Here is a 23,736-nt window from a genome sequence, read left to right on the forward strand (position 1 = left end):
TTTGAAGAGGAGGAATACGTCATGAGTGAAAAAGCCTTTGTGACGGTCACAGCCCTTACAAAATACATAAAAAGAAAATTTGATGTTGACCCTCATTTAGAAGATATTTGGATCAAAGGTGAGTTATCAAATGTGAAGATTCATTCAAGAGGGCATGTTTATTTCACCTTAAAGGACGAACATGCACGTATGCAAGCTGTCATGTTCCAGCGTTCTGCGTCCAAGCTGCCCTTTTCACCAAAGAGCGGAATGAAAGTGTTCGTACGTGGAGGAATTCAAGTATATGAGCCGAGCGGCAGCTATCAATTATATGCTAAGGAAATGCAGCCTGATGGTGTTGGTGCTCTTCATCTTGCTTACGAAGAGCTGAAGAAAAAGCTAGCCAGTGAAGGCTTATTTGATGAGCGCTATAAAAAAACAATTCCTGAATTTCCAGAGGTCGTTGGTGTCATTACATCCCCAACAGGAGCAGCTGTTCGAGATGTCATTACCACGATCAATCGGCGCTATCAGCAGGCCAAGATCATTGTGCTACCGGCATTAGTCCAAGGGGAAAATGCCCCTCGTTCAATCGTTGAACGGATCAAAGAAGCCAATGAAAAACAGCTCTGTGATGTCTTGATTGTCGGAAGAGGCGGAGGATCGATTGAAGAACTTTGGGCCTTTAATGAAGAAGCAGTCGCAAGAGCGATCTTCGCATCAGACATTCCAATCATTTCTGCAGTTGGGCACGAAACAGACTTTACCATTAGTGATTTCACTGCAGACATGAGAGCACCCACACCAACAGGAGCAGCAGAACTAGCTGTTCCAAGCACCGCCGACTTAATCGAACGAATCAAATCAATCGACATTCGGTTAACAAGAGCAGTAAAAAATCGAACGTCACAAGCAAAAGACCGTCTTGTGGCACTTCAATCCTCTTATGCTTTCCGTTTTCCAAAGCGATTACAAGAGCAAAAAGAGCAGCAATTTGATATGGTATTTGATCGTTTTCAAAAACAGCTGACAAGACAAATGGAACAAAAACGGAGTCAACTCGAGCGTGAGATCTATAGACTTAAACCGCTTCATCCAAAAGAGCAGCTGCTTCAGGCGAAAAAACGGCATGTCAATCAAACAGAACAGCTCATCCGAAGCATGAATGTGCAAATGAAAACAATTCATTCGCAGTTCCAATCGGTTCTTGGTAAACTAAATGCATTAAATCCACTTCAAGTGATGGAAAGAGGCTATAGTTTAGCCTACAAAGAAGATGAACTAGTTAAAAGTGTGAATCAAGTAGAAACGAAGGATCAGCTGGCCATCACAATGAAGGATGGACGTCTCATTTGTGAGGTCATTGAGAAGGAGGAGCAATCATCATGACAGAATCAAATAAACAAAAGGAAGAACAAATGACATTTGAAGAGGCCATGAAAGGACTTGAAGAGATTGTGGGAAAGCTCGAAGAAGGCGATGTACCGCTTGAACAAGCCATCCACTATTTCCAAGAGGGGATGACACTTTCAAAGCTTTGTCATGAGAAATTACAGCATGTTGAAAAGCAAATGGATTTCATTTTAAAAGAGGACGGTGAACTGGCTCCTTTTTCAGTGAAGGAGGCAGATGCTGGTGACAAGTAACTTAACTGAATTTTTGACAACAAGAAAACAGGCAATTGAAGATTATTTATTTACTTATGTTCAGGAATTAACTATTCCAGAGGACTTGAAAGCTTCGATGCTTTATTCTCTTAAAGCAGGCGGAAAAAGACTGCGCCCTGTTCTTGTCCTTGCTCTTTTAAATGCGTATGGAAAAAGGGAAGAAGACGGCATACCAGTGGGCTGTGCGGTGGAAATGATTCATACGTATTCATTGATTCATGACGATCTTCCTTGCATGGATGATGATGACCTGCGCAGAGGAAAGCCGACCAACCATAAAGTATATGGAGAGGCAACTGCGGTTCTTGCAGGTGATGCGCTTTTAACGGAAAGCTTCCGCCTCATCACATCGCAATTATCGGATCGTGTACCAGCTGAGCAAAAGCTCAAAATCATCGATGAACTTGTAAAATCAGCAGGTGCACTTGGAATGGTTGGCGGGCAATTTGATGATATGGAAGCAGAACAAAAGCAAATCCCTCTTTCTGAACTAGAATCAATACATGCCCGTAAAACTGGAAAGCTTTTGACCTTTAGTGTGGCAGCTGGCGCAATGCTGGCAGGTGCATCTGATGATGATATCGAAAAGCTGAGAGAATTCAGCTACCACATTGGCATTGCTTTTCAAATTCGAGATGATATTTTAGATCTCGAAGGAAGCGAAGAAAAAATAGGAAAACGGGTCGGCTCCGATACGGCAAATGAAAAGTCGACATATCCTTCTTTATTAACGCTTTCAGGAGCGAAAGAAAAACTTGATGAACATATCACTCGTGCGAAAGAAATTGTCTCAAATCTTGATTTAGAGCAACACTTGCTGCATGATTTATGCGATCTGATTGCCTCAAGAGATCATTAAAAACAGCCTAGATTTGAGGGGCTTCGAGCAATTGTGGTAAACTGTAAACAGTTTATCGTGATGAGACAACTCTTATTCCTGAATTGGTTTTCACAGGAATGAGGCATTATATATGTAGATAGAAATTTTGTTGAAAGCGAGTTGATCCTGATTGGATCTTTTATCAATAAAAAATCCAACGTTTCTAAAAGGAATGTCAAATGCAGAATTAGAGGAGCTTAGTGCTGAAATTCGCACGTTTTTAATTGAGTCGTTAGCGAACTCTGGCGGGCACATCGGTCCAAATCTTGGTGTCGTTGAACTGACTGTTGCACTTCATAAAGTATTTGACAGCCCGAAAGACAAATTCCTTTGGGATGTTGGACATCAATCTTACGTTCACAAGCTGTTAACTGGACGTGGTGCTGAGTTTGATACACTTCGTCAATATAAAGGGCTCTGCGGTTTTCCTAAACGAAATGAAAGTGAACATGATGTGTGGGAGACTGGGCACAGTTCAACCTCATTATCTGGCGCGATGGGTATGGCGGTAGCACGTGATATTAAAGGAACAGATGAATATATTCTCCCGATTATCGGAGATGGTGCATTAACCGGCGGTATGGCGCTTGAAGCACTGAACCATATCGGTGATGAAAAGAAAGACATGATTGTCATCTTAAATGACAATGAAATGAGTATTGCGCCAAACGTCGGTGCCATTCATACCATGCTTGGCAGACTGCGTACAGCTGGCAAATACCAATGGGTGAAGGACGAGCTTGAATACTTATTCAAGCGTATTCCAGCAGTAGGCGGAAAACTTGCTGCAACAGCAGAACGTATTAAAGACAGCCTGAAATATTTGCTTGTCTCTGGTATGTTCTTTGAGGAAATGGGCTTTACGTACTTAGGCCCTGTAGACGGACATTCCTATGAGGACCTTTTTGAAAACCTTGAATACGCAAAGAAAACAAAAGGCCCTGTTCTCCTTCATGTCATCACGAAAAAAGGAAAAGGCTATAAGCCGGCAGAATCTGATAAAATCGGTACTTGGCACGGCACAGGTCCATACAAAATTGATACAGGCGATTTTGTGAAACCGGCAGCGGCCGCACCGTCATGGAGTGGGCTCGTGAGTGAAACCGTCAGAAAGCTGGCGAGGGAAGACGAACGGATTGTCGCAATTACACCTGCGATGCCTGTTGGCTCAAAGCTTGAAGGGTTTGCAAAGGAATTTCCAGAGCGAATGTTTGATGTAGGGATTGCAGAGCAGCATGCCGCAACAATGGCAGCAGGGCTTGCAACTCAGAATATGAAGCCATTTTTGGCCATTTATTCGACCTTCCTTCAAAGAGCCTATGACCAAGTGCTTCATGATATTTGCCGTCAAAACCTCAATGTGTTTATTGGTATTGATCGTGCGGGTCTTGTCGGAGCTGATGGAGAAACGCATCAAGGTGTGTTTGACATTGCTTTCATGCGCCATATGCCGAATATGGTTCTCATGATGCCAAAGGATGAAAATGAAGGACAGCACATGGTCAACACAGCCATTCAATATAATGACGGTCCGATTGCCATGCGCTTCCCGCGTGGAAATGGACTAGGCGTCAAAATGGATGAACAGCTGAAAACCATTCCAATTGGTTCATGGGAAGTTCTTCGTCCAGGGAAAGATGCCGTTATTTTAACATTCGGTACTACCATTAAAATGGCGCTGCAAGCAGCAGAAGAACTGCAAAAAGAAGGAAAATCAATTCGTGTCGTCAATGCTCGTTTTATTAAGCCGCTGGATGAAGGAATGTTAAATGAAATACTGTCTGAAGGCATTCCAATTTTAACGATTGAAGAAGCTGTGCTCCAAGGTGGATTTGGCAGCAGCGTATTAGAATATATACATGATAAAAAAACGTCACATATAAAAGTAGAACGTATGGGCATTCCAGATGAATTTATTGAGCATGGAAGTGTCGATGCGCTTCTTGAAGAAATTGGACTGACGAAAACACAGGTGGCTGAAACTTTACGTGACCTGCTTCCTGCAGCACCAAGAAAAGGAATTGGATCATGACATCAAAGAAAGAACGACTTGACGTTTTATTAGTCGAACAAGGGCTAATGGAAACGAGAGAAAAAGCAAAGCGTGCCATTATGGCAGGGATCGTTTACTCAAATGAAAACCGTTTGGATAAACCAGGAGAAAAAATCGCTCGTGATACCCCGCTGACTGTAAAGGGGAATCCTTTGAAATATGTAAGCCGCGGCGGGTTAAAGCTTGAAAAAGCACTAAAAGAATTTGACTTAACAGTTAAAGGAAAACTGCTGATTGATATCGGCTCATCAACAGGAGGATTTACAGACTGTGCACTCCAAAATGGAGCGGTCAAATCCTATGCTGTTGATGTTGGCTACAATCAGCTCGCTTGGAAATTAAGGCAGGATGATCGAGTGATCGTGATGGAACGCACCAACTTCCGCCATTCTGTTCCGGCAGATTTCACCGAAGGATTACCAGAGGTTGCATCTATTGATGTATCATTTATCTCGCTCAAACTCATTCTTCCCGCATTAAAGCATATTCTTATCCCAGGCGGCGACTGTATTGCGCTAGTAAAGCCGCAGTTTGAAGCGGGCAGAGAGCTTGTTGGAAAAAAAGGCATTGTGCGAGAACCTTCTGTACATCTTGGTGTGCTAGAAGAAATGAATCAATTTGCTGCAAAAGAAGGCTATGATGTAAAGGATGTTTCTTTTTCACCCATTACAGGCGGAGATGGAAATATCGAATTTCTCCTCCACTTGGTCCTGCATCCTGATCAAGAAGAGAATACGGCACTTCCAGTATCTGAACTTGAAAAAGTCGTCAAAGAAGCCCATGCCGTATTGAAAGAAAAGAAAAACAGTCCTGAGCCGGCTGACACATGAATTATTGAAACAAAAGGAATAATAGCTCGCTATTATTCCTTTTTACATGGTCAAAAGATCAGAATTAACCGTTTCTCACGTAATGCTTGTTTTTTGAAGTGTGCATCATATAACATAGAACGTAAAGACAAACTGAGATTCTAACGCCTAGGGGGGTCAAAATGAACAAAGGTCAAAGACATATTAAGATTAGAGAAATTATCGCAAGCCAAGAGATCGAAACACAAGATGAATTAGTCGATATTTTGAAAGCCGATGGATATAACATTACACAGGCGACCGTATCAAGAGATATTAAAGAATTGCATTTAGTGAAAGTGCCAACGAACAACGGCACGTATAAATACAGCCTACCTGCGGATCAGCGGTTTAACCCGCTGTCAAAATTAAAGCGTGCTTTGATGGATGCATTTATTAAAATGGATGCTGCCAGTCATTTAATTGTTTTAAAAACCATGCCGGGGAATGCTCAGGCCATTGGTGCTTTAATGGATAATTTAGATTGGGAAGAAATTATGGGAACCATTTGCGGGGATGATACCATTTTAATCATTTGCCGCACGCCAGATGATACGGATACAGTTTCGGCCAAAATTTTAGAGCTTCTATAAAGAGATCAGGTTTACAAAAAGAGGTGTCAAATGAGTGTTAGCAGAACTAACCATTAAAAACTTTGCAATCATTGAAGAGTTAACGGTTTCATTTGAAAAAGGACTCACAGTTCTAACCGGGGAAACAGGTGCCGGAAAATCAATTATGATTGATGCTGTCTCACTTCTTGTAGGGGGAAGAGGATCATCTGAATTTGTCCGCTACGGTGAAAAAAAAGCAGAGCTGGAAGGGCTTTTTCTTGTACCAGCAGATCATCCTGTGTTTGCTTTATGCGAAGAGCAGGGGATTGACGCATCGGATGAAATGATGATTCTTCGCCGGGATATCAATCAAAGCGGGAAAAGCATCTGCCGCATTAATGGTAAGCTTGTCACCATCTCTCTTCTGCGAGAAATTGGCCGGCTGTTGCTCGATATACATGGACAGCATGATAATCAGCTATTGATGGAGGATGAAAATCATCTGCATCTGCTCGATCAATTCGGGGCAGAAGAAATTGCACCTGCTCTCATGCAATATCAAGAAGCGTATGATCAATATATGAAGACGGCCCAAAAGCTCAAACAGCTGTCTGAAAATGAGCAAGAGATGGTACACCGTTTAGACTTATTGCAATTTCAGCTGGAAGAGATTGAAGCGGCACAATTAGAGCCTGGGGAAGATGAGAAGCTTCAAGAGGAACGTCATCAAATCAGCAATTTCGAAAAGATCTACTCCTCGCTGCAAAATGCATATAATGCCTTGCGCAATGAGCAAGGAGGGCTTGATTGGGTTGGAATGGCCTCAAGCGAGCTTGAGCAAGTTTCTGACATCAATGAAGATTTAAAACAGCTCTCTGAACAAGTCTCGAACTCCTATTACCTATTAGAGGATTCGACTTTTCAAATGCGCAGTATGCTCGATCAGTTAGAATTCGACCCAGCTCGTCTTGATTTTATTGAGTCCAGGCTAAATGAGATGAAACAGCTGAAGCGAAAATACGGCACAACGGTAGAGGAAATTTTAGAGTATGCGGCTAAGATTGAAGAGGAAATAGATCAAATTCAACATCGAGACAGCCACCTGCAAACACTCAAAGACAAGCTTGATGCGTTAAGCCGAGATGCATTGCTTGAAGCGCTTAACGTTTCTGAGCTTCGCAAAAAATGGGCAAAAAAACTAGCGAAGCAAATTCAAGCTGAATTGAAGGATTTATATATGGAGAAATCGTCCTTTGATACGGCCTTTTCCGTTCGATATGCGCCATTTGGCAGTACGGATTGCCCGCTTTTAGATGGAAAGCCCGTTCAGCTCGGGAGAAACGGAATAGATCAAGCGCAATTTGTCATTTCTACTAATCCTGGCGAACCGATGAAGTCTTTGTCAAAAGTAGCATCTGGAGGAGAAATTTCACGTGTCATGCTGGCGGTGAAGAGTATTTTCTCCGCCAAACAAGAAGTGACATCCATTATCTTTGATGAAGTGGATACAGGCGTCAGCGGCAGAGTCGCACAGGCGATTGCTGAAAAAATTTATAAAGTAGCGGCAGGCTCACAAGTCCTATGCATTACGCATCTGCCGCAAGTAGCAGCAATGGCTGACACTCACCTCTTCATTTCTAAACGCTCTAAAGCTGGCAGAACACTGACGAGTGTCAAACCATTAAGTAATGAAGAAAAAGTGAGTGAAATTGGCCGGATGATTGCAGGCGTAGAAGTCACAGAGCTGACAAAACAGCATGCAAAAGAATTATTGCATCAAGCAAATGATGTCAAAACGACAGGGTAGCTGAAAAATCAGCTGCCTTTTTTATGTTGTCTGAAATTCACTGTATATACGCATGGAATCGTCTTTTTCTTTTATCAATTTATCCAATCATTTTCTACAGCTGCCGGTTATAAATCCTCGCTAAGAAGGCAAAAGTAAAGGTGTAGCCAAAACATTTATGTTCTGGTGTGGGTAAGGAGCGAGGAGAGTGAAAAATGAATGCCCGAAAAGATGAGAAAAGCCATTGGTGTTATTCTCCTTGTTTCTTTAATAAGTACAGGGTTTATGAGCATAGTGAAGGACTATATCAGCATTCCAACAAATGTCGCAGTATTTGAAAACGAGAAGCATTCGATTGAGACATCAATTGAAGCATCAGCCAATGCTTCTTCACCAGCCTTTAGTCTTTCAGACAAACAGAATCAACTTGAAGTAACAGGACAAAAGGCGGGAAAAGCCGAAATTGTTTATGATTTTAAAGGATTTCCTATTAAGAAAACAAAAGTTGACGTTCTCCCTGAATTAAAAGTCATTCCTGGAGGACAATCCATTGGTGTCAAGCTCCACTCTGTCGGAGTTCTCGTTGTCGGTTTTCATCAAATCACAACAGCAGACGGCAAAAAATCACCAGGTGAAGCCGCAGGCATTCAATCAGGGGATATGATCATTGAAATCAATGGTCAAAAGATGGAGAAAATGAATGATCTTACCCCATTTATTCAGAAAGCCGGGAAAACGGGAGAAACCCTTCATTTACTCATCAAAAGAGATCATAAAACCTTTCAAACAACATTAATACCCGCGAAAGATGCAAGTGAAGGCACCTATCGAATCGGTCTTTACATTCGTGATTCCGCAGCAGGAATTGGAACCATGACCTTCTATGAACCATCTTCTAAAAAATATGGTGCCCTAGGGCATGTGATTTCTGATATGGATACAAAAAAACCAATCGTCGTCGACAATGGTGAAATTGTCAGATCAACCGTAACATCCATTGAAAAAGGCACAGGAGGCAATCCTGGAGAAAAATTGGCCAGATTTTCTTCCGAGCGAAAAACAATAGGTGATATTTCTCGCAACAGTCCTTTCGGTATATTTGGTACGTTAACCGAAAAGCTCGAAAATCATGTAGCAGATCAACCACTCCCAGTCGCTTTATCGAATGAAGTAAAAGAAGGACCAGCAGAAATACTAACCGTTGTGGACCATGATAAAGTGGAGAAGTTTGATATTAAAATCGTCAGCACAACACCACAAAAATTTCCGGCAACAAAAGGAATGGTGCTGAAAGTAACGGATGAACGTTTATTAAGCAAAACGGGCGGCATTGTTCAAGGAATGAGCGGAAGCCCTATTATTCAAAATGGCAAAGTCATTGGAGCGGTCACTCACGTCTTCGTCAATGACCCGACAAGCGGGTATGGCGTACACATCGAGTGGATGCTGTCAGAAGCAGGAATTGACCTATATCAGAAAAACAAAAAAGCTAGCTGATCAAAAACTGCCGTGAATCTTTCGGCAGTTTTTTTCTCCCCTTTCTTTCTCTTTCCGCATGTTATAAAATAAGGAAAAAGAGATTTTTCGACAAAATGGAAAACAGCATGTTGTCAAATTGCGATAATCGTCGATTCATTAAGAAAAACGTAGAAAAAGCTAGATAATGCTCTATTATTCGGAAAATGAAAGTTTTTTAAAGGGGATAGCATGGTTTTGTCGAATTGAACACTCAGAAGAGAAATGCAAAAGACTAAAGGAATCGACATTGGGGAGGAAAGAACGTGGAGAAAATTAAAGTGTGTGTAGCTGATGACAATCGAGAACTTGTTGGCCTTTTGACAGAGTATATTGAGGGACAGGAAGATATGGAAGTACTTGGCGTGGCATATAATGGTCAGGAGTGTCTGACATTATTTAAAGATAAAGAGCCGGACGTTCTTCTCTTAGATATTATCATGCCTCATTTAGACGGTCTTGCTGTACTGGAACGACTTCGTGAAAACACTGATATGACCAAGCAGCCAAGTGTGATTATGCTAACGGCGTTTGGGCAAGAAGATGTAACGAAAAAAGCAGTCGATTTAGGCGCATCCTATTTCATTTTAAAGCCATTTGATATGGAAAACTTAGTAGGTCATATTCGTCAAGTCAGTGGAAACGGCACACAAATCACCCATCGATCTTCTTCTATCCAAAACAGTGTCCTTCGCAGCAAACCTGAACCTAAACGTAAAAACTTAGATGCGAGCATTACGACGATTATTCATGAAATTGGCGTGCCAGCTCATATTAAAGGATATTTATACTTAAGAGAAGCCATTTCGATGGTGTACAATGACATTGAACTTCTCGGCAGTATCACAAAAGTATTGTATCCAGACATTGCGAAGAAATTTAACACGACAGCCAGCAGAGTAGAACGAGCCATTCGTCATGCCATTGAAGTTGCTTGGAGCAGAGGGAACATTGATTCCATTTCCTCACTCTTTGGTTACACAGTCAGTATGTCAAAAGCCAAACCGACCAATTCAGAATTTATTGCTATGGTGGCTGATCGTCTGCGTTTAGAGCATAGAGCTAGCTAAATATATGAACATGAAAAAACGTTTCTTCATTGAGGCGTTTTTTTATTTTTAAAAAACATTGTCAAAAAATGGTTAAATTGATAAAATCATCTTATGTTTAAATTGGACAAACGGGCAGCTTTATTTTCAGAATAAAATGAAAAATAAAGCATGAAAGAAATCAATATGACATAAAGTAGTGGTAATCAGCTACGCCAATCAATTGGCTTAACACCAAAATAGAAGAAGAAAACGCTTATTCGTAAGAAAAAGGATGAGAGCAAAAGGTCTTATGCAATTGGTAAATAAAACAAATAAGATCGAAAGTTCTATTTCTATTGACCTGATTGATTGGCGTTTTAAAGTCACTGGCTTCTTAGAGATTGTGCCTTTTGAACTGAATATTCCCATTGTCGAATTTAATAATTTTCACATTCTTTTACTATGCTATAATAATGAAAAGAAGAGGGTGAGGTTATGGGAAAGCTGAAAATCCACTCTGCTGAGGTTGCGAACGAAATTAGCAAGTGGACGAGGGTCATTTCTCAAAATGATCTGGAGAAATCTGTTGTCTATAAAGAGAAAATTCAGAATTTGCTAAAAAACACAGATGAAGATCGCGAAGTTCTCCTTTATTATCAGCTTGTCGACGGCAGACATGAAATGTTACTTGGAAATATTGAAAAAGCCAATCATATTATAAAAAGTGTCGGAACGCTGGATGAAAAAGCAGATGACATTATTAATTTTTATTTTTACTTTTACAAAGGACAGTATGCCGCGTATGTGAAAAAGTATGATGAAGCGATTAGCTTTTACAAAATTGCAGAGCAGCGCCTAAAACGGGTGAATGAAGATCTGGAAGTAGGAACTTTTCACCATAAAGTCGCTTCGATCTATTATGAACTTAAGCAGAATTTCATTTCCATTAATCATATAAAAAAAGCCATTGATACGTTCAAAGCGCATGAGGAGTACACATCGCAGGCGATTGATAGCTTAATTTTACATGCAAGCAATTGTATTGATTTATTTCAATTTGATGAAGCAGAAGAAAAGTATCAAGAGGCACTTGAGAAAAGTAAGCGCATTAACAATGAAGTGCTGATTGGAAAGTGCTATCACAATTTAGCGGTTCTTTATTATGCAAAACCCGATTATGAAAAAAGTGCGCAGTACGCCAAAAAAGGGATGAGCATTCAAATTCACCGTGACAATCGCCATTATTACATCCAATCTTTATATGTTTTGGCGAATGCCCTAGTTCATCTAGATGATCCTGAGGCGAAAGAATATATTAAAGAGGGTATTCAGTACAGTTGCGATATCCAAAATAATGAATATATAGTAAAATTTGAAATTTTAGATTTGATGTGCGAAAATAGTGGAGCAGCAGACGTATTCTCTGAAAAACTAGACTACATAGAAAAAAATAGATTATATGTGGAGCTTGAGGATTTGTCTGAACAAATATCGAAATACTTCAAGGAACGAAACGATTATCAAAATGCCATTCGTTTTCTTGAAAAGAAATTCGATGCACAAATACTTCAAAAGAAAGTGGAGGTTATCTTATGAAAAAGTTGTTGTTAGGTGTAACAATCGTTACAGCATTCGCAGTTGTTTCTTCCCTTTTTGCTCTTGACGCAGAGACGACAGAGCAAGCCATCAGAGCGATTACGTGATCGAATTGACCTGTTAACCTCTTCTCTCTTATCAGAAGAGGTTTTTTTATGTGCTCAGACTGGAAAAACGGAAATAGACACGTCATAATGAAGGTAATCATCATATTTAGAGGTGGCATATGACGAAAATTTTTGCACACAGAGGCTTTAAAGGAATGTATCCTGAAAACACCATGATCGCCTTTGAACATGCACTCCATTCTGGAGCTGACGGGATTGAGCTTGATGTTCAGCTGACCAAAGACGGCAGACTGGCGGTCATTCACGATGAGAAGCTAAACCGAACAACGAATATGAAAGGCTTAGTGAAAGACTATACATATGAGGAGTTAAAAAGAGGGGACGCGAGTCATTCTTTTTATGAAGAAACAGGTGCGGTGCAGATCCCCCTTTTAGAGGAAGTGTTAGAGCTAGTCACGCAGCGATCATCTTTTATGATCAATATTGAACTGAAAAACTCCATTTATCGCTATCCAGGGATCGAAGAAAAGGTAAAAGAGCAAATTGAGCACTTTCAGATTGAGGACCGGGTGCTGGTCTCATCATTTCATCATGGTAGCTTAGCTCTTTTTCACAAGCTGATGCCGCACATTGAACTGGCTGTCCTCACGATGGATGTCATTCATCAGCCGGAGATGTATTTAAAAACAATACCGGCAAAAGGGTACCATCCGAATATCAAGGGCGCTGGGGTGACAAAAGAGGTCGTATCGGCGCTCCATGCCGCCCATCAAGTGATCAGACCGTTTACTGTAAATAGTGAAAAGCAAATACGAAACATGTTCTCATTAGGTGTCGATGGCATTTTCACTGATTTTCCTGACCGAGCGGTGAGCATAATAAGAGAAGAAATGACGAAAAACCCTGCTAATCAATAGCAGGGCTCTTTTAATGCTCATCTTTGTTTAAAACGAGTGGTTACTTTATTTCGTTTGCGGTCTCTATATAAAATAAATCCAGCGACAACATAAAGACCTGCCCCTAAAAAAAACAACCCTGCAATTCCTTGCAGCCATAAATATGGAAATGGTGCAATGATGATGCCGAAAATAGTGTCGCGCAGCAGCTTAATTCCAAGTGCTGCAAAGGCGCCAGGTATTAATATAATCACTAATGCTAGGATTCTCCCCATCAAATGTCCCCTTAAACGTCATTTACTTCCATTGTCTAATTCAAAAAATATTTTGTCAAGAAAGGAAAACGTGGTAATATAAGAGTTGTGCAATTTTTTGCAACGGAAAAATATGGTGTGCAAAATTTTTCATATAAAGGGGTAACGGGATGCAGAGAGTCTTGATTGTCGGTGCGGGACAGGGTGGATCAGCACTGCTTGAAACATTGCTGAAAACAAATATGATTCAAATCATTGCGATCGCCGACCTTGATCTCGAGGCACCGGGGATGGTAGAAGCGAAAAAGAATGGAATTGACACGACAACAGATTGGAAAGAATACATAAAAGATGACATTGATATCATCATTGAAACAACAGGCAGTTCTGCTGTGCTAAAGGAATTGATTGAAGAAAAACCAGAGCATGCTGTGATTGTGCCAAGTTCGATGGCATACGTCATTTCAGAATTAATGGCTGAGAAACAACAGCTTATTCAAATACTCAAAGAACAAACCTATAAACATGACCGCATTTTTAATGCAACGAATGACGGCATGATTTTTATTAATATGGATGAAGAAGTGGTCCTATTTAATCGATCGGCTGCCAAAATGGTAGGGTGCTCACAAAAGGATGCGATCGGTCGCCACATTCGAGAAGTCATTCCAAACACAAAACTTCCCGATATTTTAAGATCCAGAGAGCCGGAATTTCATCAAAAACAATTTTTAAATCAGCAAATTCAAATTGTCACCACGCGTCTTCCGATTATTGATGACGCAGGGAAAATGCTTGGCGCTTTATCCATCTTTAAAGATATTACAGATGCGGTTGAGCTTGCGGAGGAAGTGACGAACCTCAAAGAAGTACGAACGATGCTTGAGGCCATCATTCAATCATCAGATGAAGCCATATCGGTTGTGGATGAGCAAGGAAAAGGTATTTTGATTAACCGTGCTTATACGAAAATGACCGGTTTAACAGACAAAGAAGTGGTTGGTAAACCAGCAGGTGCAGATATCTCTGAAGGGGAAAGCATGCACTTGAAGGTACTCGAAACAAGAAGACCGGTTCGCGGCGTCAGAATGAAGGTTGGACCAAACAAAAAAGATGTGATCGTCAACGTAGCGCCTGTGATTGTTGACGGCATTCTAAAGGGTAGTGTCGGTGTCATTCACGACGTATCAGAAATTCAATCACTGACGAATGAATTGAATAAAGCGAGACAGCTCATCCGTACACTTGAGGCCAAATATACGTTTGAAGACATTGTTGGGGAAAGTGAACAAATGCTTGTTGCACTTGAGCAGGCAAAGCTAGGCGCAAAAACGCCGGCAACCATTTTGCTGCGCGGAGAGTCAGGTACTGGGAAAGAATTGTTTGCGCACGCCATCCACAATGAAAGTGACCGTAAATATAACCGCTTTGTTCGTGTCAATTGTGCGGCATTATCAGAGACCCTTTTAGAGTCAGAGCTTTTTGGCTACGAGGAGGGAGCTTTCTCTGGTGCAAGGCGCGGCGGGAAAAAGGGGCTGTTTGAAGAAGCGAATCACGGTAGCATCTTTTTAGATGAAATTGGTGAAATGAGCCCAAGTACACAAGCGAAATTACTGCGCGTCATGCAGGAGAAAGAAATTGTGAGAGTGGGCGGAACAAAAGCGATACCTGTAGATGTCCGTGTGATTACGGCAACAAATGTCAATATCGAAAAAGCGATGGCAGAGGGAAAGTTCAGAGAGGATTTATATTATCGAATGAACAGATACCCGATATCTATCCCGCCGCTCAGGCAGCGACTTGAAGATATTGACTCATTAAGCAAGCGACTCATTCAGAAGATCAATTTAGACTATGGACGGAATGTCAACGGATTAACAGAACAGGCTCTCAATAGACTTCGCTCTTATAGTTGGCCAGGTAACGTAAGAGAGCTTGAAAATGTGCTTGGACGAGCCATGATCTTTTTAAATCCGCAAGAAGAATGGATCGAAGAAAGGCATATTGCCTTTATGGAGTCAGAAGCGCGTGAAGAAAAAGAGCAGCAGGAGCTTGCTGTAAGTCAATTTGAAGGGGAGACGCTTTCAGATGCTGTTGAAGCATTTGAAGCGCAGTTGATCAAACAAACCCTTGAAAAACATCAATTCAATCGTACGAAAACAGCGAAAACATTAGGGATCAGTATTCGAAACCTTTACTATAAAATGGATAAATACCAGCTTGCAAAAGATAGCATGCAGTAACATGCACGTAATCTGCAAAAAATTGCACGAATTCTTCTCGGAAAGGTTCGTTTTTCACACATTTCAAGCTGGCACGGAACTTGCATATAAAAACACGAACCGAGCACAAGGAAAGGTGGGCAAGTATGAAGCTTGACGATCTGATTATGAAAGCCTCACAGTTGCAGAATAAAACAGCGGCTGTGGCTCATGCAGAAGACGAAGAAGTGCTTCAGGCCATCAAAATGGCCATTCAGCGAAAGGTTGCTCGCTTCCTGCTGGTTGGGAACAAACGTAGCCTAAAGGAGCTAGTCAAACAGCATGAGATCAATGAAGACTGGATAGATATTATTCACTCCGATTCACCCGAAGAATCTGCCAAAATTGCCGTGCAGGCAGTCAGTGAAAACCATGCAGATATTCTCATGAAGGGGCATGTCCCGACAGCCGTATTGTTAAAAGCTGTTCTGAATAAAGAGTATGGACTTCGAACAGCGAGTGTCCTATCACATGTTGCGGCATTTGAAGTACCGGGCTTCGACCGTTTTATTTATGTCACAGATTCTGCTATGAACATCGCACCGGATTTAAAAATGCTGAAAGAAATTACGGTCAATTCCGTTCAAGTCGCACATGCTGTTGGAAATGCCATGCCAAAGGTGGCGGTGCTATCTGCGGTAGAGGTGGTGAACCCAGCGATGGATTCGACGCTCACGGCTGCAAGTCTTGCGCAAATGAACCGCCGAGGTCAAATTTCTGGCTGCCTGATTGATGGACCGCTTGCTTTAGATAATGCCATCTCTCAAACGGCAGCTTCTCATAAAAATATTACGAGTGATGTCGCTGGTCATGCAGATATTTTGCTTGTCCCAACCATTGAAGCAGGCAACATTCTTTATAAATCCCTCATCTACTTTGCTCATGCAAAGGTGGGGGCTGTGGTGGCAGGAGCGAAGGCACCGATTGCTTTAACAAGCCGGTCTGATTCAGCTGAAAGTAAGCTCTATTCAATTGCACTTGCCATTTGTACATCAAATGAAGCGGAAGTAATAGGAGGAAAAAACAATGGAACTTTTTAAATATATGGAACGATACGATTATGAACAGCTTGTATTTTGTCAGGATGAGCAGTCTGGTTTAAAAGCCATTATTGCGATACATGATACAACACTTGGGCCAGCACTAGGCGGAACAAGAATGTGGACATATGAAAACGAAGAAGCCGCTATTGAAGATGCGCTGCGTCTTGCAAGAGGGATGACGTATAAAAATGCGGCAGCAGGCCTGAATCTTGGCGGCGGTAAAACGGTCATCATCGGTGATCCGAGAAAAGACAAGAATGAAGAAATGTTCCGTGCATTTGGACGCTACATTCAAGGGCTGAATGGCCGTTATATCACAGCTGAAGATGTCGGTACAACGGTAGAAGACATGGACCTTATCCATGAAGAAACAGACTTTGTCACAGGAATCTCTCCTGCATTTGGTTCTTCCGGAAACCCATCACCAGTCACAGCTTACGGTGTATATAAAGGAATGAAAGCAGCTGCAAAAGCTGCTTTCGGGACGGATTCATTAGAAGGAAAAACAATTGCCGTTCAAGGTGTTGGAAATGTGGCTTACAACCTATGTAAACACCTGCATGAAGAAGGCGCACAGCTGATCGTCACAGATATCAACAAAGATTCTGTTCAGCGAGCTGTAGAAGACTTCGGTGCAAAAGCGGTAGATCCTGACGATATTTATGATCAACCATGTGATATTTATGCACCATGTGCACTTGGTGCAACCATTAATGATGTGACAATTCCTAAGCTAAAAGCAAAAGTCATTGCAGGTGCAGCCAATAACCAGCTGAGAGAAACCCATCACGGAGATCTTATTCATGAGATGGGCATAGTGTATGCACCTGATTATGTGATCAATGCAGGTGGCGTCATTAACGTGGCTGATGAACTTTATGGCTATAATGCAGATCGTGCAATGAAAAAAGTAGAAGGCATTTACCAAAATATTGAGCGTGTAATTGAAATCTCAAACCGTGATGCCATTCCAACGTATAAAGCGGCAGACCGATTGGCTGAAGAACGAATTGAAAGAATGCGCAAATCAAGAAGTCAATTCCTGCAAAATGGCCAACATATTTTAAGTCGCCGCTAATTTGATGAATGAGTTGAAACGGAGGTTTTGTTTTTGCTGACAAAAGAATGGCGTATTCTCACGATTAATCCTGGCTCTACTTCAACAAAAATCGGTGTGTTTCATAATGAACGATCTATCTTTGAAACGACATTAAGACATACAGATGAGGAATTAAAGAAATTCCCTCATATCATTGATCAGTTTTCATTTCGTAAAGAAACAATTCTTAAAACGCTGCATGAACAGGGGATGAACATCTCAAAATTTGATGCTGTTTGCGCGCGCGGCGGTCTTCTTCGCCCGATTGAAGGAGGCACATATGAAGTAAATGAGCAAATGGTCAAAGATCTAAAAGAAGGGTATGCTGGCCAGCATGCCTCCAATCTAGGCGGAATTATTGCCCGAGAAATTGCACTTGGCCTCAACATTCCGGCTTTTATTGTGGACCCAGTGGTAGTAGATGAACTAAAGCCGATTGCTCGGATTTCCGGGCTGCCGACAATTGAGCGAAAAAGCATTTTTCATGCGTTAAATCAAAAAGCAGTCGCAAGAAAAACAGCCGCTTCTTTTGGAAAGCGTTACGAAGATTTGAACATGATTATTACCCATATGGGCGGCGGGATTACGATTGGTGTACATGAAAAAGGAAAGGTCATTGATGTCAATAACGGTCTCCATGGCGAAGGTCCTTTTAGCCCAGAGCGAGCGGGAACACTTCCGACAGGTGACCTTGTCAACCTTTGCTTTTCTGGTGAATACTCACAAGAGGAAATGCTCAAACGCATTATTGGCGAAGGCGGTCTTGCGGGCTATCTCGGCACGACAGACGCGGTAAAAGTAGAGCGCATGATCGAAGCAGGCGATGAGCGTGCAGCCCTTATTTATGAAGCGATGTGCTATCAAATTGCCAAAGAAATCGGTGCGGCGAGTGCTGTCTTAAAAGGGGCTGTTGACGTGATTGTGTTAACAGGCGGCCTTGCGTACAGCAAACAAATTACGTCAAGTATTAGAGGGTACATTGACTGGATTTCAGATGTTGTCGTGTACCCAGGTGAAAATGAGTTGCAATCCTTAGCAGAAGGTGCGCTCCGTATTTTAAAAGAAGAAGAATCACCGAAGGAATACCCAAATGATCAAAGGATGAAGAAAGGAGTGACAAGTCATGGCAACTGAATATGACCTCGTCATTCTTGGTGGAGGCACAGGGGGCTATGTAGCCGCTATCCGTGCCTCTCAGCTTGGATTGAAAACAGCAGTCGTAGAAAAATCAAAGCTTGGTGGAACATGTCTTCATAAAGGCTGTATTCCATCTAAAGCGCTCCTCAGAAGTGCAGAAGTCTATCAAACGGTGAAACGTGCCGCTGATTTTGGCGTTGAAGCAAGCGGCGTTGCCTTGCAATTTGCCAACGTACAAAAAAGAAAAACAGAGATTGTAGAAAAATTAGCAGGCGGCGTTAAACATTTAATGAAACAAGGGAAAATTGATGTATATGAAGGAATAGGCCGTATACTGGGGCCTTCTATCTTTTCTCCAATGCCAGGAACCATCTCGGTAGAAATGGCAAATGGAGATGAAAATGAAATGCTGATTCCAAAGCAGGTGATCATCGCGACAGGCTCAAGACCACGCGTCTTGCCTGGACTTGAAGCGGATGGAATGCACATCCTCACATCAGATGATGCGCTTGAACTGCAAGAACTCCCTCAGTCCATGCTTATTGTTGGCGGCGGTGTGATCGGGATCGAGTGGGCATCCATGCTGAATGACTTTGGCGTAAAAGTCACAGTAATCGAGTTTGCTGATCGCATTTTGCCAACAGAAGATCAAGATATTTCTAAAGAAATGGAAAAGCTATTAACGAAAAAAGGCATCACCTTTGTAACAAATGCGAAGGTCCTGCCAGATTCCGTAGAAAAGCATGAAAATCTCGTTAAGATACAAGTGGAAAAGGATGGAGACATTCAATCGTTTGAAGCAGAAAAATTGCTCCTTTCAGTTGGCCGGGTGCCGAATGTGGAAGGCATTGGACTTGAAAACACGGACATCCAGATAGAAAAGCAAGGCATTGTTGTGAATGAGCATTATCAAACGAAAGAGTCACATATTTACGCGATAGGAGATGTCATTGGCGGACTTCAGCTGGCCCATGTCGCTTCCCATGAAGGCATGATTGCGGTGGAACATATGGCAGGTCAAGATCCAAAGCCGCTTGATGAAACACTCGTGTCTAAATGTGTTTACTCTCACCCAGAAGCCGCTAGTGTTGGACTGACTGAACAGGCGGCAAAAGAGCAAGGCTACGAAGTCAAGGTTGGGACATTCCCTTTCATGGCCATTGGAAAAGCACTTGTGTTTGGGGAGACTGATGGATTTGTCAAAATCATTGCCGATCAAAAGACGGATGATATCTTAGGGATTCATATGATTGGTCCCCATGTAACAGATATGATATCTGAAGCTGGATTAGCCAAAGTACTTGATGCAACTCCGTGGGAAGTGGGGCAGACGATTCACCCGCATCCAACCCTGTCAGAGGCGATGGGCGAGGCAGCACTTGCTGTTGACGGAAAGGCGATCCATTTTTAATCAAGGAGGGAAACATGATGAGTAACATGCGTCATCAGGAATTAGGATTATCAGATGAACAAGCGATTGATATATATAAAACCATGCTTCTAGCAAGAAAAATTGATGAACGGATGTGGCTTTTAAACCGTTCTGGAAAAATTCCATTCGTGATTTCTTGTCAGGGACAGGAAGCGCAGCAAGTCGGCGCTGCTTTTGCCCTCAATAGAGAAGAAGATTACGTTTTACCTTACTACCGTGATATGGGAGTTGTCCTGGCATTTGGGATGACAGCGAAAGATTTGATGATGTCTGGTTTTGCGAAAAAAGACGATCCAAACTCAGGCGGGAGACAGATGCCGGGTCATTTTGGGCAAAAGTCAAACCGAATTGTGACTGGATCATCGCCTGTGACCACACAGGTTCCCCATGCGGTTGGAATTGCACTTGCTGGGCGTCTAGAGCAGAAGAACTTTGTCAGCTTTGTCACGTTCGGTGAAGGCTCTTCAAACCAAGGGGATTTCCACGAAGGCGCCAACTTTGCTGCTGTGCATAAGCTGCCTGTTATTTTCATGTGTGAAAACAATAAATATGCGATTTCCGTTCCGTATGACAAACAAGTGGCATGTGAACGCATTTCCGATCGTGCAATTGGGTACGGAATGCCTGGCGTGACGGTTGATGGAAATGATCCGCTTGAAGTCTATGCAGCGGTCAAAGAAGCGAGAGACCGTGCGGCACGAGGCGAAGGCCCAACATTGATCGAAACTATTTCTTACCGATTAACCGCGCATTCAAGTGATGACGACGATTCTAGCTATCGTGAAAAGGAAGAAGTGCTCGAAGCGAGAAAGAAAGATCCGCTCATTCAGTATGAAACGTACTTAATCGAAGGAAACGTCATGACTTCTGAAATGAAAGAAGAGATGACAACAGAAATTATGCAAATCGTAAACGAAGCCACTGATGAAGCGGAAAACGCAGCTTATGCTGATGCAGAAAGCGCACTTCGTTACGTATATGCGGAGTAAGGAGGAAGAAAAATGCCTGTCATGTCATATATAGACGCTATTACACTAGCGATGAAAGAAGAAATGCAGCGAGATCCGAAAGTGTTTGTGCTCGGAGAGGATGTCGGGAAAAAAGGCGGCGTATTTAAAGCGACAGCGGGTCTTTACGAGCAATTTGGAGAAGCGCGCGTGATGGATACACCTCTTGCAGAATCAGCGATTGCTGGTGTCGGCATTGGGGCAGCCATGTATGGAATGCGTCCGATCGCAGAGATGCAATTTGCGGATTTCATTCTGCCAGCTGTCAACCAAATCATTTCAGAGGCTGCAAAAATTAGATACCGCTCAAACAATGATTGGAGCTGTCCGATGGTCATCCGTGCACCTTACGGGGGCGGTGTACACGGGGCGCTTTATCATTCACAATCGGTTGAAGCGATTTTTGCTAATCAGCCTGGCTTAAAGATTGTCATGCCTTCTACACCTTATGATGTAAAAGGTCTGTTAAAGGCCGCAGTGCGTGATCCAGATCCTGTATTGTTCTTTGAACACAAACGTGCATACCGTCTCATTAAAGGAGAAGTGCCTGAGGAGGATTATACGCTTCCTATTGGAAAAGCAGATGTGAAACGTGAAGGCGATGACATCACGGTCATTACATATGGTCTTTGTGTTCATTTTGCCTTGCAAGCAGCAGAGCGCCTTGCGAAGGACGGAATTTCCGCTCATATTCTTGATTTACGTACCGTGTATCCACTTGATCAAGAAGCGATTATTGAAGCGGCATCAAAAACAGGCAAGGTGCTCCTTTTAACGGAAGATACAAAAGAAGGAAGCATCATGAGCGAAGTGGCAGCGATCATTTCTGAGCACTGCTTGTTTGATTTAGATGCACCAATTAAACGTCTAGCAGGACCTGATATTCCGGCAATGCCGTATGCACCGACAATGGAGAAATTTTTCATGGTCAATCCGGATAAGGTAGAAGCTGAAATGAGAGAGTTAGCGGCGTTTTAAGAAAGAGGAGGGTTTCAAGTGGCAATTGAACAAATGAAAATGCCTCAGCTAGGTGAAAGTGTAACAGAAGGAACCATTAGCAAATGGCTTGTTTCACCTGGCGATCATGTGAATAAATACGATCCGATTGCGGAAGTCATGACGGATAAAGTGAACGCAGAGGTTCCGTCATCCTTTACAGGAACGATCACAAAGCTATCGGCTGCAGAGGGTGACACACTTCAAGTAGGTGAAGTGTTTTGTGAAATTGAAGTAGAAGGCAGTGCGCAGCAGAGTGCAAAAGAAGCAGAAGCGGCACCTGTGCAAAGTGAAACAAAAGAAGCTGATCAAACAAATGCCGATCAGAGTCAAAAGAAACGATACTCTCCAGCAGTCCTTCGTTTAGCAGATGAGCACGGAATTGATTTAGCGGCTGTTCAAGGAACGGGAGCAGGCGGCAGAATCACAAGAAAAGATTTGCTGAAGCTTATCGAAAGTGGAGGCGTAAAAGAAACGGCAGCACCTGTGAGTGATGGTACGGGTCAAACGGAGCCTGCGCAGCCTTCAAAAGCAAACACAAACACAGCCCCTTCCATCTCTTCAATGCCTGGTGATGTCGAGCTGCCAGTCACGCCGATTAGACAGGCGATTGCAGCCAATATGCTAAGAAGCAAACACGAAATTCCGCATGCATGGACGATGATGGAAGTCGATGTGACAAATCTTGTGACGAGAAGAAATCAGCTAAAAGATCAATTTAAAGCAAAAGAAGGCTTTAATTTGACGTTCTTTGCATTCTTTGTCAAAGCAGTGGCTCAGGGCTTAAAAGAATTCCCTGAAATGAACAGCATGTGGGCTGGAGATAAAATTGTGCAAAAGAAAGCGATCAATGTATCCATTGCTGTTGCTACAGATGACGCTCTTTTTGTCCCAGTGATCAAAGATGCGGATGAAAAGACGATTAAGGGTATCGCCAAAGACATTCATGAGCTTGCTTCCAAGGTGAGACAAGGCAAGCTGAAACAAAGTGATATGGAAGGCGGCACTTTCACTGTGAACAACACAGGATCATTTGGTTCGATTCAATCAATGGGGATCATTAACTATCCGCAAGCCGCTATTTTACAAGTAGAATCAATCGTGAAGCGTCCAATGATTGTAAATGGCATGATTGCAGCAAGAGATATGGTGAACCTTTGTCTCTCATTAGATCATAGAGTACTTGATGGTCTTGTATGCGGCAGATTCCTGCAAAGAATTAAACAAATTCTTGAAGGCATCGACGAGCAGACGTCCGTCTATTAAGTCATTTATGTTTCCCCTTCTCACAATGAGAAGGAAGGGGATTTCCACATCAATCAGAAAGGAGCGGTGATATGTCTGGACTAGATTTCTTTGCTTTTCTTACCGTGGGTCTTATGTTTATGACAGCCATTGCGTTCGCTTTTCTTCGATATATTTCCAAATCACGCAATCATCCTGAACGATTACTGCTGATCATATCTATCGTTTCAATCATTCAAATCGCTTATTGCTTGTTGATGGTAGGCGGGTTTAAAGGAGTCGCCAATAGTTTTTTAGGGATTTCCCTTCTTTTAGGGACACTGCTAGGCTATGCACTTGAATATTTATACAGACGTTATATCAAAAAAACGCCCGAATCGAAATGATGC

The 23,736-nt window shown here is 42.3% G+C and carries 21 protein-coding genes; 20 read left to right on the forward strand and 1 reads right to left on the reverse strand.

Annotation, left to right across the window (positions count from 1 at the left end; genetic code table 11):
• The first annotated feature begins 21 nt into the window (after positions 1-21).
• The 11 genes from xseA (at position 22) to GPA07_RS08735 (ending at position 12,894) form a co-directional block, all read left to right on the forward strand.
• On the forward strand, positions 22-1,368 hold the full coding sequence (gene xseA, locus GPA07_RS08685) for an exodeoxyribonuclease VII large subunit (RefSeq protein WP_071168948.1): 1,347 nt from the start codon (positions 22-24) through the stop codon (positions 1,366-1,368).
• Positions 1,365-1,625: an exodeoxyribonuclease VII small subunit gene (locus tag GPA07_RS08690; protein ID WP_003215880.1), complete on the forward strand. Its 261-nt coding sequence runs from the start codon at positions 1,365-1,367 to the stop codon at positions 1,623-1,625. The genes xseA and GPA07_RS08690 overlap by 4 nt, the downstream gene beginning before the upstream one ends.
• Positions 1,609-2,505: a polyprenyl synthetase family protein gene (locus GPA07_RS08695; RefSeq protein WP_174549241.1), complete on the forward strand. Its 897-nt coding sequence runs from the start codon at positions 1,609-1,611 to the stop codon at positions 2,503-2,505. The genes GPA07_RS08690 and GPA07_RS08695 overlap by 17 nt, the downstream gene beginning before the upstream one ends.
• 151 nt (positions 2,506-2,656) lie before the next feature.
• Positions 2,657-4,558: a 1-deoxy-D-xylulose-5-phosphate synthase gene (gene dxs, locus GPA07_RS08700; protein WP_008358603.1), complete on the forward strand. Its 1,902-nt coding sequence runs from the start codon at positions 2,657-2,659 to the stop codon at positions 4,556-4,558.
• Positions 4,555-5,409, forward strand: coding sequence for a TlyA family RNA methyltransferase (locus GPA07_RS08705; protein WP_157292357.1), 855 nt, complete (start codon positions 4,555-4,557; stop codon positions 5,407-5,409). The genes dxs and GPA07_RS08705 overlap by 4 nt, the downstream gene beginning before the upstream one ends.
• 161 nt (positions 5,410-5,570) lie before the next feature.
• Positions 5,571-6,020: a transcriptional regulator AhrC/ArgR gene (ahrC, locus tag GPA07_RS08710; RefSeq protein WP_008358598.1), complete on the forward strand. Its 450-nt coding sequence runs from the start codon at positions 5,571-5,573 to the stop codon at positions 6,018-6,020.
• Positions 6,021-6,054: 34 nt separating this feature from the next.
• Positions 6,055-7,788, forward strand: coding sequence for a DNA repair protein RecN (gene recN / locus GPA07_RS08715; RefSeq protein ID WP_071168952.1), 1,734 nt, complete (start codon positions 6,055-6,057; stop codon positions 7,786-7,788).
• Between the two features lie 198 nt (positions 7,789-7,986).
• On the forward strand, positions 7,987-9,264 hold the full coding sequence (spoIVB, locus tag GPA07_RS08720) for a SpoIVB peptidase (protein WP_071168953.1): 1,278 nt from the start codon (positions 7,987-7,989) through the stop codon (positions 9,262-9,264).
• Positions 9,265-9,548: 284 nt separating this feature from the next.
• Positions 9,549-10,352 (forward strand): sporulation transcription factor Spo0A, encoded by an 804-nt coding sequence (gene spo0A / locus GPA07_RS08725; RefSeq protein ID WP_157292359.1) that lies wholly within the window; start codon positions 9,549-9,551, stop codon positions 10,350-10,352.
• Positions 10,353-10,808: 456 nt separating this feature from the next.
• Positions 10,809-11,909, forward strand: coding sequence for a Rap family tetratricopeptide repeat protein (locus GPA07_RS08730; protein WP_008358589.1), 1,101 nt, complete (start codon positions 10,809-10,811; stop codon positions 11,907-11,909).
• Between the two features lie 226 nt (positions 11,910-12,135).
• Complete coding sequence (locus GPA07_RS08735) at positions 12,136-12,894, forward strand: glycerophosphodiester phosphodiesterase (RefSeq protein ID WP_157292360.1); 759 nt, start codon at positions 12,136-12,138, stop codon at positions 12,892-12,894.
• A 17-nt stretch (positions 12,895-12,911) separates the two neighbouring features.
• Here GPA07_RS08735 and GPA07_RS08740 read toward each other — a convergent pair whose 3' ends face one another.
• On the reverse strand, positions 12,912-13,148 hold the full coding sequence (locus GPA07_RS08740; protein ID WP_008358585.1) for a DUF2627 domain-containing protein: 237 nt from the start codon (positions 13,146-13,148) through the stop codon (positions 12,912-12,914).
• A gap of 149 nt (positions 13,149-13,297) precedes the next feature.
• On the opposite strand from GPA07_RS08740, the gene GPA07_RS08745 reads away from it, so the two are divergent.
• From GPA07_RS08745 to GPA07_RS08785, 9 genes are all read left to right on the forward strand, one after another.
• On the forward strand, positions 13,298-15,370 hold the full coding sequence (locus GPA07_RS08745; protein ID WP_157292362.1) for a sigma-54 interaction domain-containing protein: 2,073 nt from the start codon (positions 13,298-13,300) through the stop codon (positions 15,368-15,370).
• A gap of 125 nt (positions 15,371-15,495) precedes the next feature.
• A complete protein-coding gene (yqiS, locus tag GPA07_RS08750) occupies positions 15,496-16,428 on the forward strand; it encodes a phosphate butyryltransferase (protein WP_071168956.1) in 933 nt (310 codons plus the stop codon).
• Complete coding sequence (gene bcd / locus GPA07_RS08755) at positions 16,415-17,509, forward strand: branched-chain amino acid dehydrogenase (RefSeq protein ID WP_008358578.1); 1,095 nt, start codon at positions 16,415-16,417, stop codon at positions 17,507-17,509. The genes yqiS and bcd overlap by 14 nt, the downstream gene beginning before the upstream one ends.
• A gap of 33 nt (positions 17,510-17,542) precedes the next feature.
• The gene (buk, locus tag GPA07_RS08760) at positions 17,543-18,664 is read left to right on the forward strand and encodes a butyrate kinase (protein WP_412096208.1); all 1,122 of its coding nucleotides are present in this window, start codon (positions 17,543-17,545) and stop codon (positions 18,662-18,664) included.
• Positions 18,654-20,078 (forward strand): dihydrolipoyl dehydrogenase, encoded by a 1,425-nt coding sequence (gene lpdA, locus GPA07_RS08765; RefSeq protein ID WP_157292365.1) that lies wholly within the window; start codon positions 18,654-18,656, stop codon positions 20,076-20,078. The genes buk and lpdA overlap by 11 nt, the downstream gene beginning before the upstream one ends.
• Before the next feature lie 17 nt (positions 20,079-20,095).
• Positions 20,096-21,088, forward strand: a complete 993-nt coding sequence (locus GPA07_RS08770) for a thiamine pyrophosphate-dependent dehydrogenase E1 component subunit alpha (RefSeq protein WP_008358571.1) — start codon at positions 20,096-20,098, stop codon at positions 21,086-21,088.
• 12 nt (positions 21,089-21,100) lie between these two features.
• Positions 21,101-22,084: an alpha-ketoacid dehydrogenase subunit beta gene (locus tag GPA07_RS08775; RefSeq protein WP_008358569.1), complete on the forward strand. Its 984-nt coding sequence runs from the start codon at positions 21,101-21,103 to the stop codon at positions 22,082-22,084.
• 18 nt (positions 22,085-22,102) lie between these two features.
• Positions 22,103-23,368, forward strand: coding sequence for a dihydrolipoamide acetyltransferase family protein (locus tag GPA07_RS08780; protein ID WP_157292366.1), 1,266 nt, complete (start codon positions 22,103-22,105; stop codon positions 23,366-23,368).
• 71 nt (positions 23,369-23,439) lie between these two features.
• A complete protein-coding gene (locus GPA07_RS08785) occupies positions 23,440-23,733 on the forward strand; it encodes a YesK family protein (protein WP_008358565.1) in 294 nt (97 codons plus the stop codon).
• Positions 23,734-23,736 lie beyond the last annotated feature (3 nt).

It is taken from the genome of Bacillus sp. ms-22, assembly GCF_009759805.1.
Taxonomy (GTDB): Bacteria; Bacillota; Bacilli; order Bacillales; family Bacillaceae; genus Bacillus; species Bacillus xiamenensis.

Excerpts from the sequence above, each read along its gene's own strand:
- xseA (WP_071168948.1), top strand. The coding sequence starts at position 22 with ATGAGTGAAAAAGCCTTTGTGACGGTCACAGCCCTTACAAAATACATA.
- GPA07_RS08690 (WP_003215880.1), top strand. The coding sequence starts at position 1,365 with ATGACAGAATCAAATAAACAAAAGGAAGAACAAATGACATTTGAAGAG.
- GPA07_RS08695 (WP_174549241.1), top strand. The coding sequence starts at position 1,609 with ATGCTGGTGACAAGTAACTTAACTGAATTTTTGACAACAAGAAAACAG.
- GPA07_RS08705 (WP_157292357.1), top strand. The coding sequence starts at position 4,555 with ATGACATCAAAGAAAGAACGACTTGACGTTTTATTAGTCGAACAAGGG.
- ahrC (WP_008358598.1), top strand. The coding sequence starts at position 5,571 with ATGAACAAAGGTCAAAGACATATTAAGATTAGAGAAATTATCGCAAGC.
- spoIVB (WP_071168953.1), top strand. The coding sequence starts at position 7,987 with ATGCCCGAAAAGATGAGAAAAGCCATTGGTGTTATTCTCCTTGTTTCT.
- GPA07_RS08730 (WP_008358589.1), top strand. The coding sequence starts at position 10,809 with ATGGGAAAGCTGAAAATCCACTCTGCTGAGGTTGCGAACGAAATTAGC.
- GPA07_RS08735 (WP_157292360.1), top strand. The coding sequence starts at position 12,136 with ATGACGAAAATTTTTGCACACAGAGGCTTTAAAGGAATGTATCCTGAA.
- GPA07_RS08740 (WP_008358585.1), bottom strand. The coding sequence starts at position 13,148 with ATGGGGAGAATCCTAGCATTAGTGATTATATTAATACCTGGCGCCTTT.
- GPA07_RS08745 (WP_157292362.1), top strand. The coding sequence starts at position 13,298 with ATGCAGAGAGTCTTGATTGTCGGTGCGGGACAGGGTGGATCAGCACTG.
- yqiS (WP_071168956.1), top strand. The coding sequence starts at position 15,496 with ATGAAGCTTGACGATCTGATTATGAAAGCCTCACAGTTGCAGAATAAA.
- bcd (WP_008358578.1), top strand. The coding sequence starts at position 16,415 with ATGGAACTTTTTAAATATATGGAACGATACGATTATGAACAGCTTGTA.
- lpdA (WP_157292365.1), top strand. The coding sequence starts at position 18,654 with ATGGCAACTGAATATGACCTCGTCATTCTTGGTGGAGGCACAGGGGGC.
- GPA07_RS08770 (WP_008358571.1), top strand. The coding sequence starts at position 20,096 with ATGAGTAACATGCGTCATCAGGAATTAGGATTATCAGATGAACAAGCG.
- GPA07_RS08775 (WP_008358569.1), top strand. The coding sequence starts at position 21,101 with ATGCCTGTCATGTCATATATAGACGCTATTACACTAGCGATGAAAGAA.
- GPA07_RS08785 (WP_008358565.1), top strand. The coding sequence starts at position 23,440 with ATGTCTGGACTAGATTTCTTTGCTTTTCTTACCGTGGGTCTTATGTTT.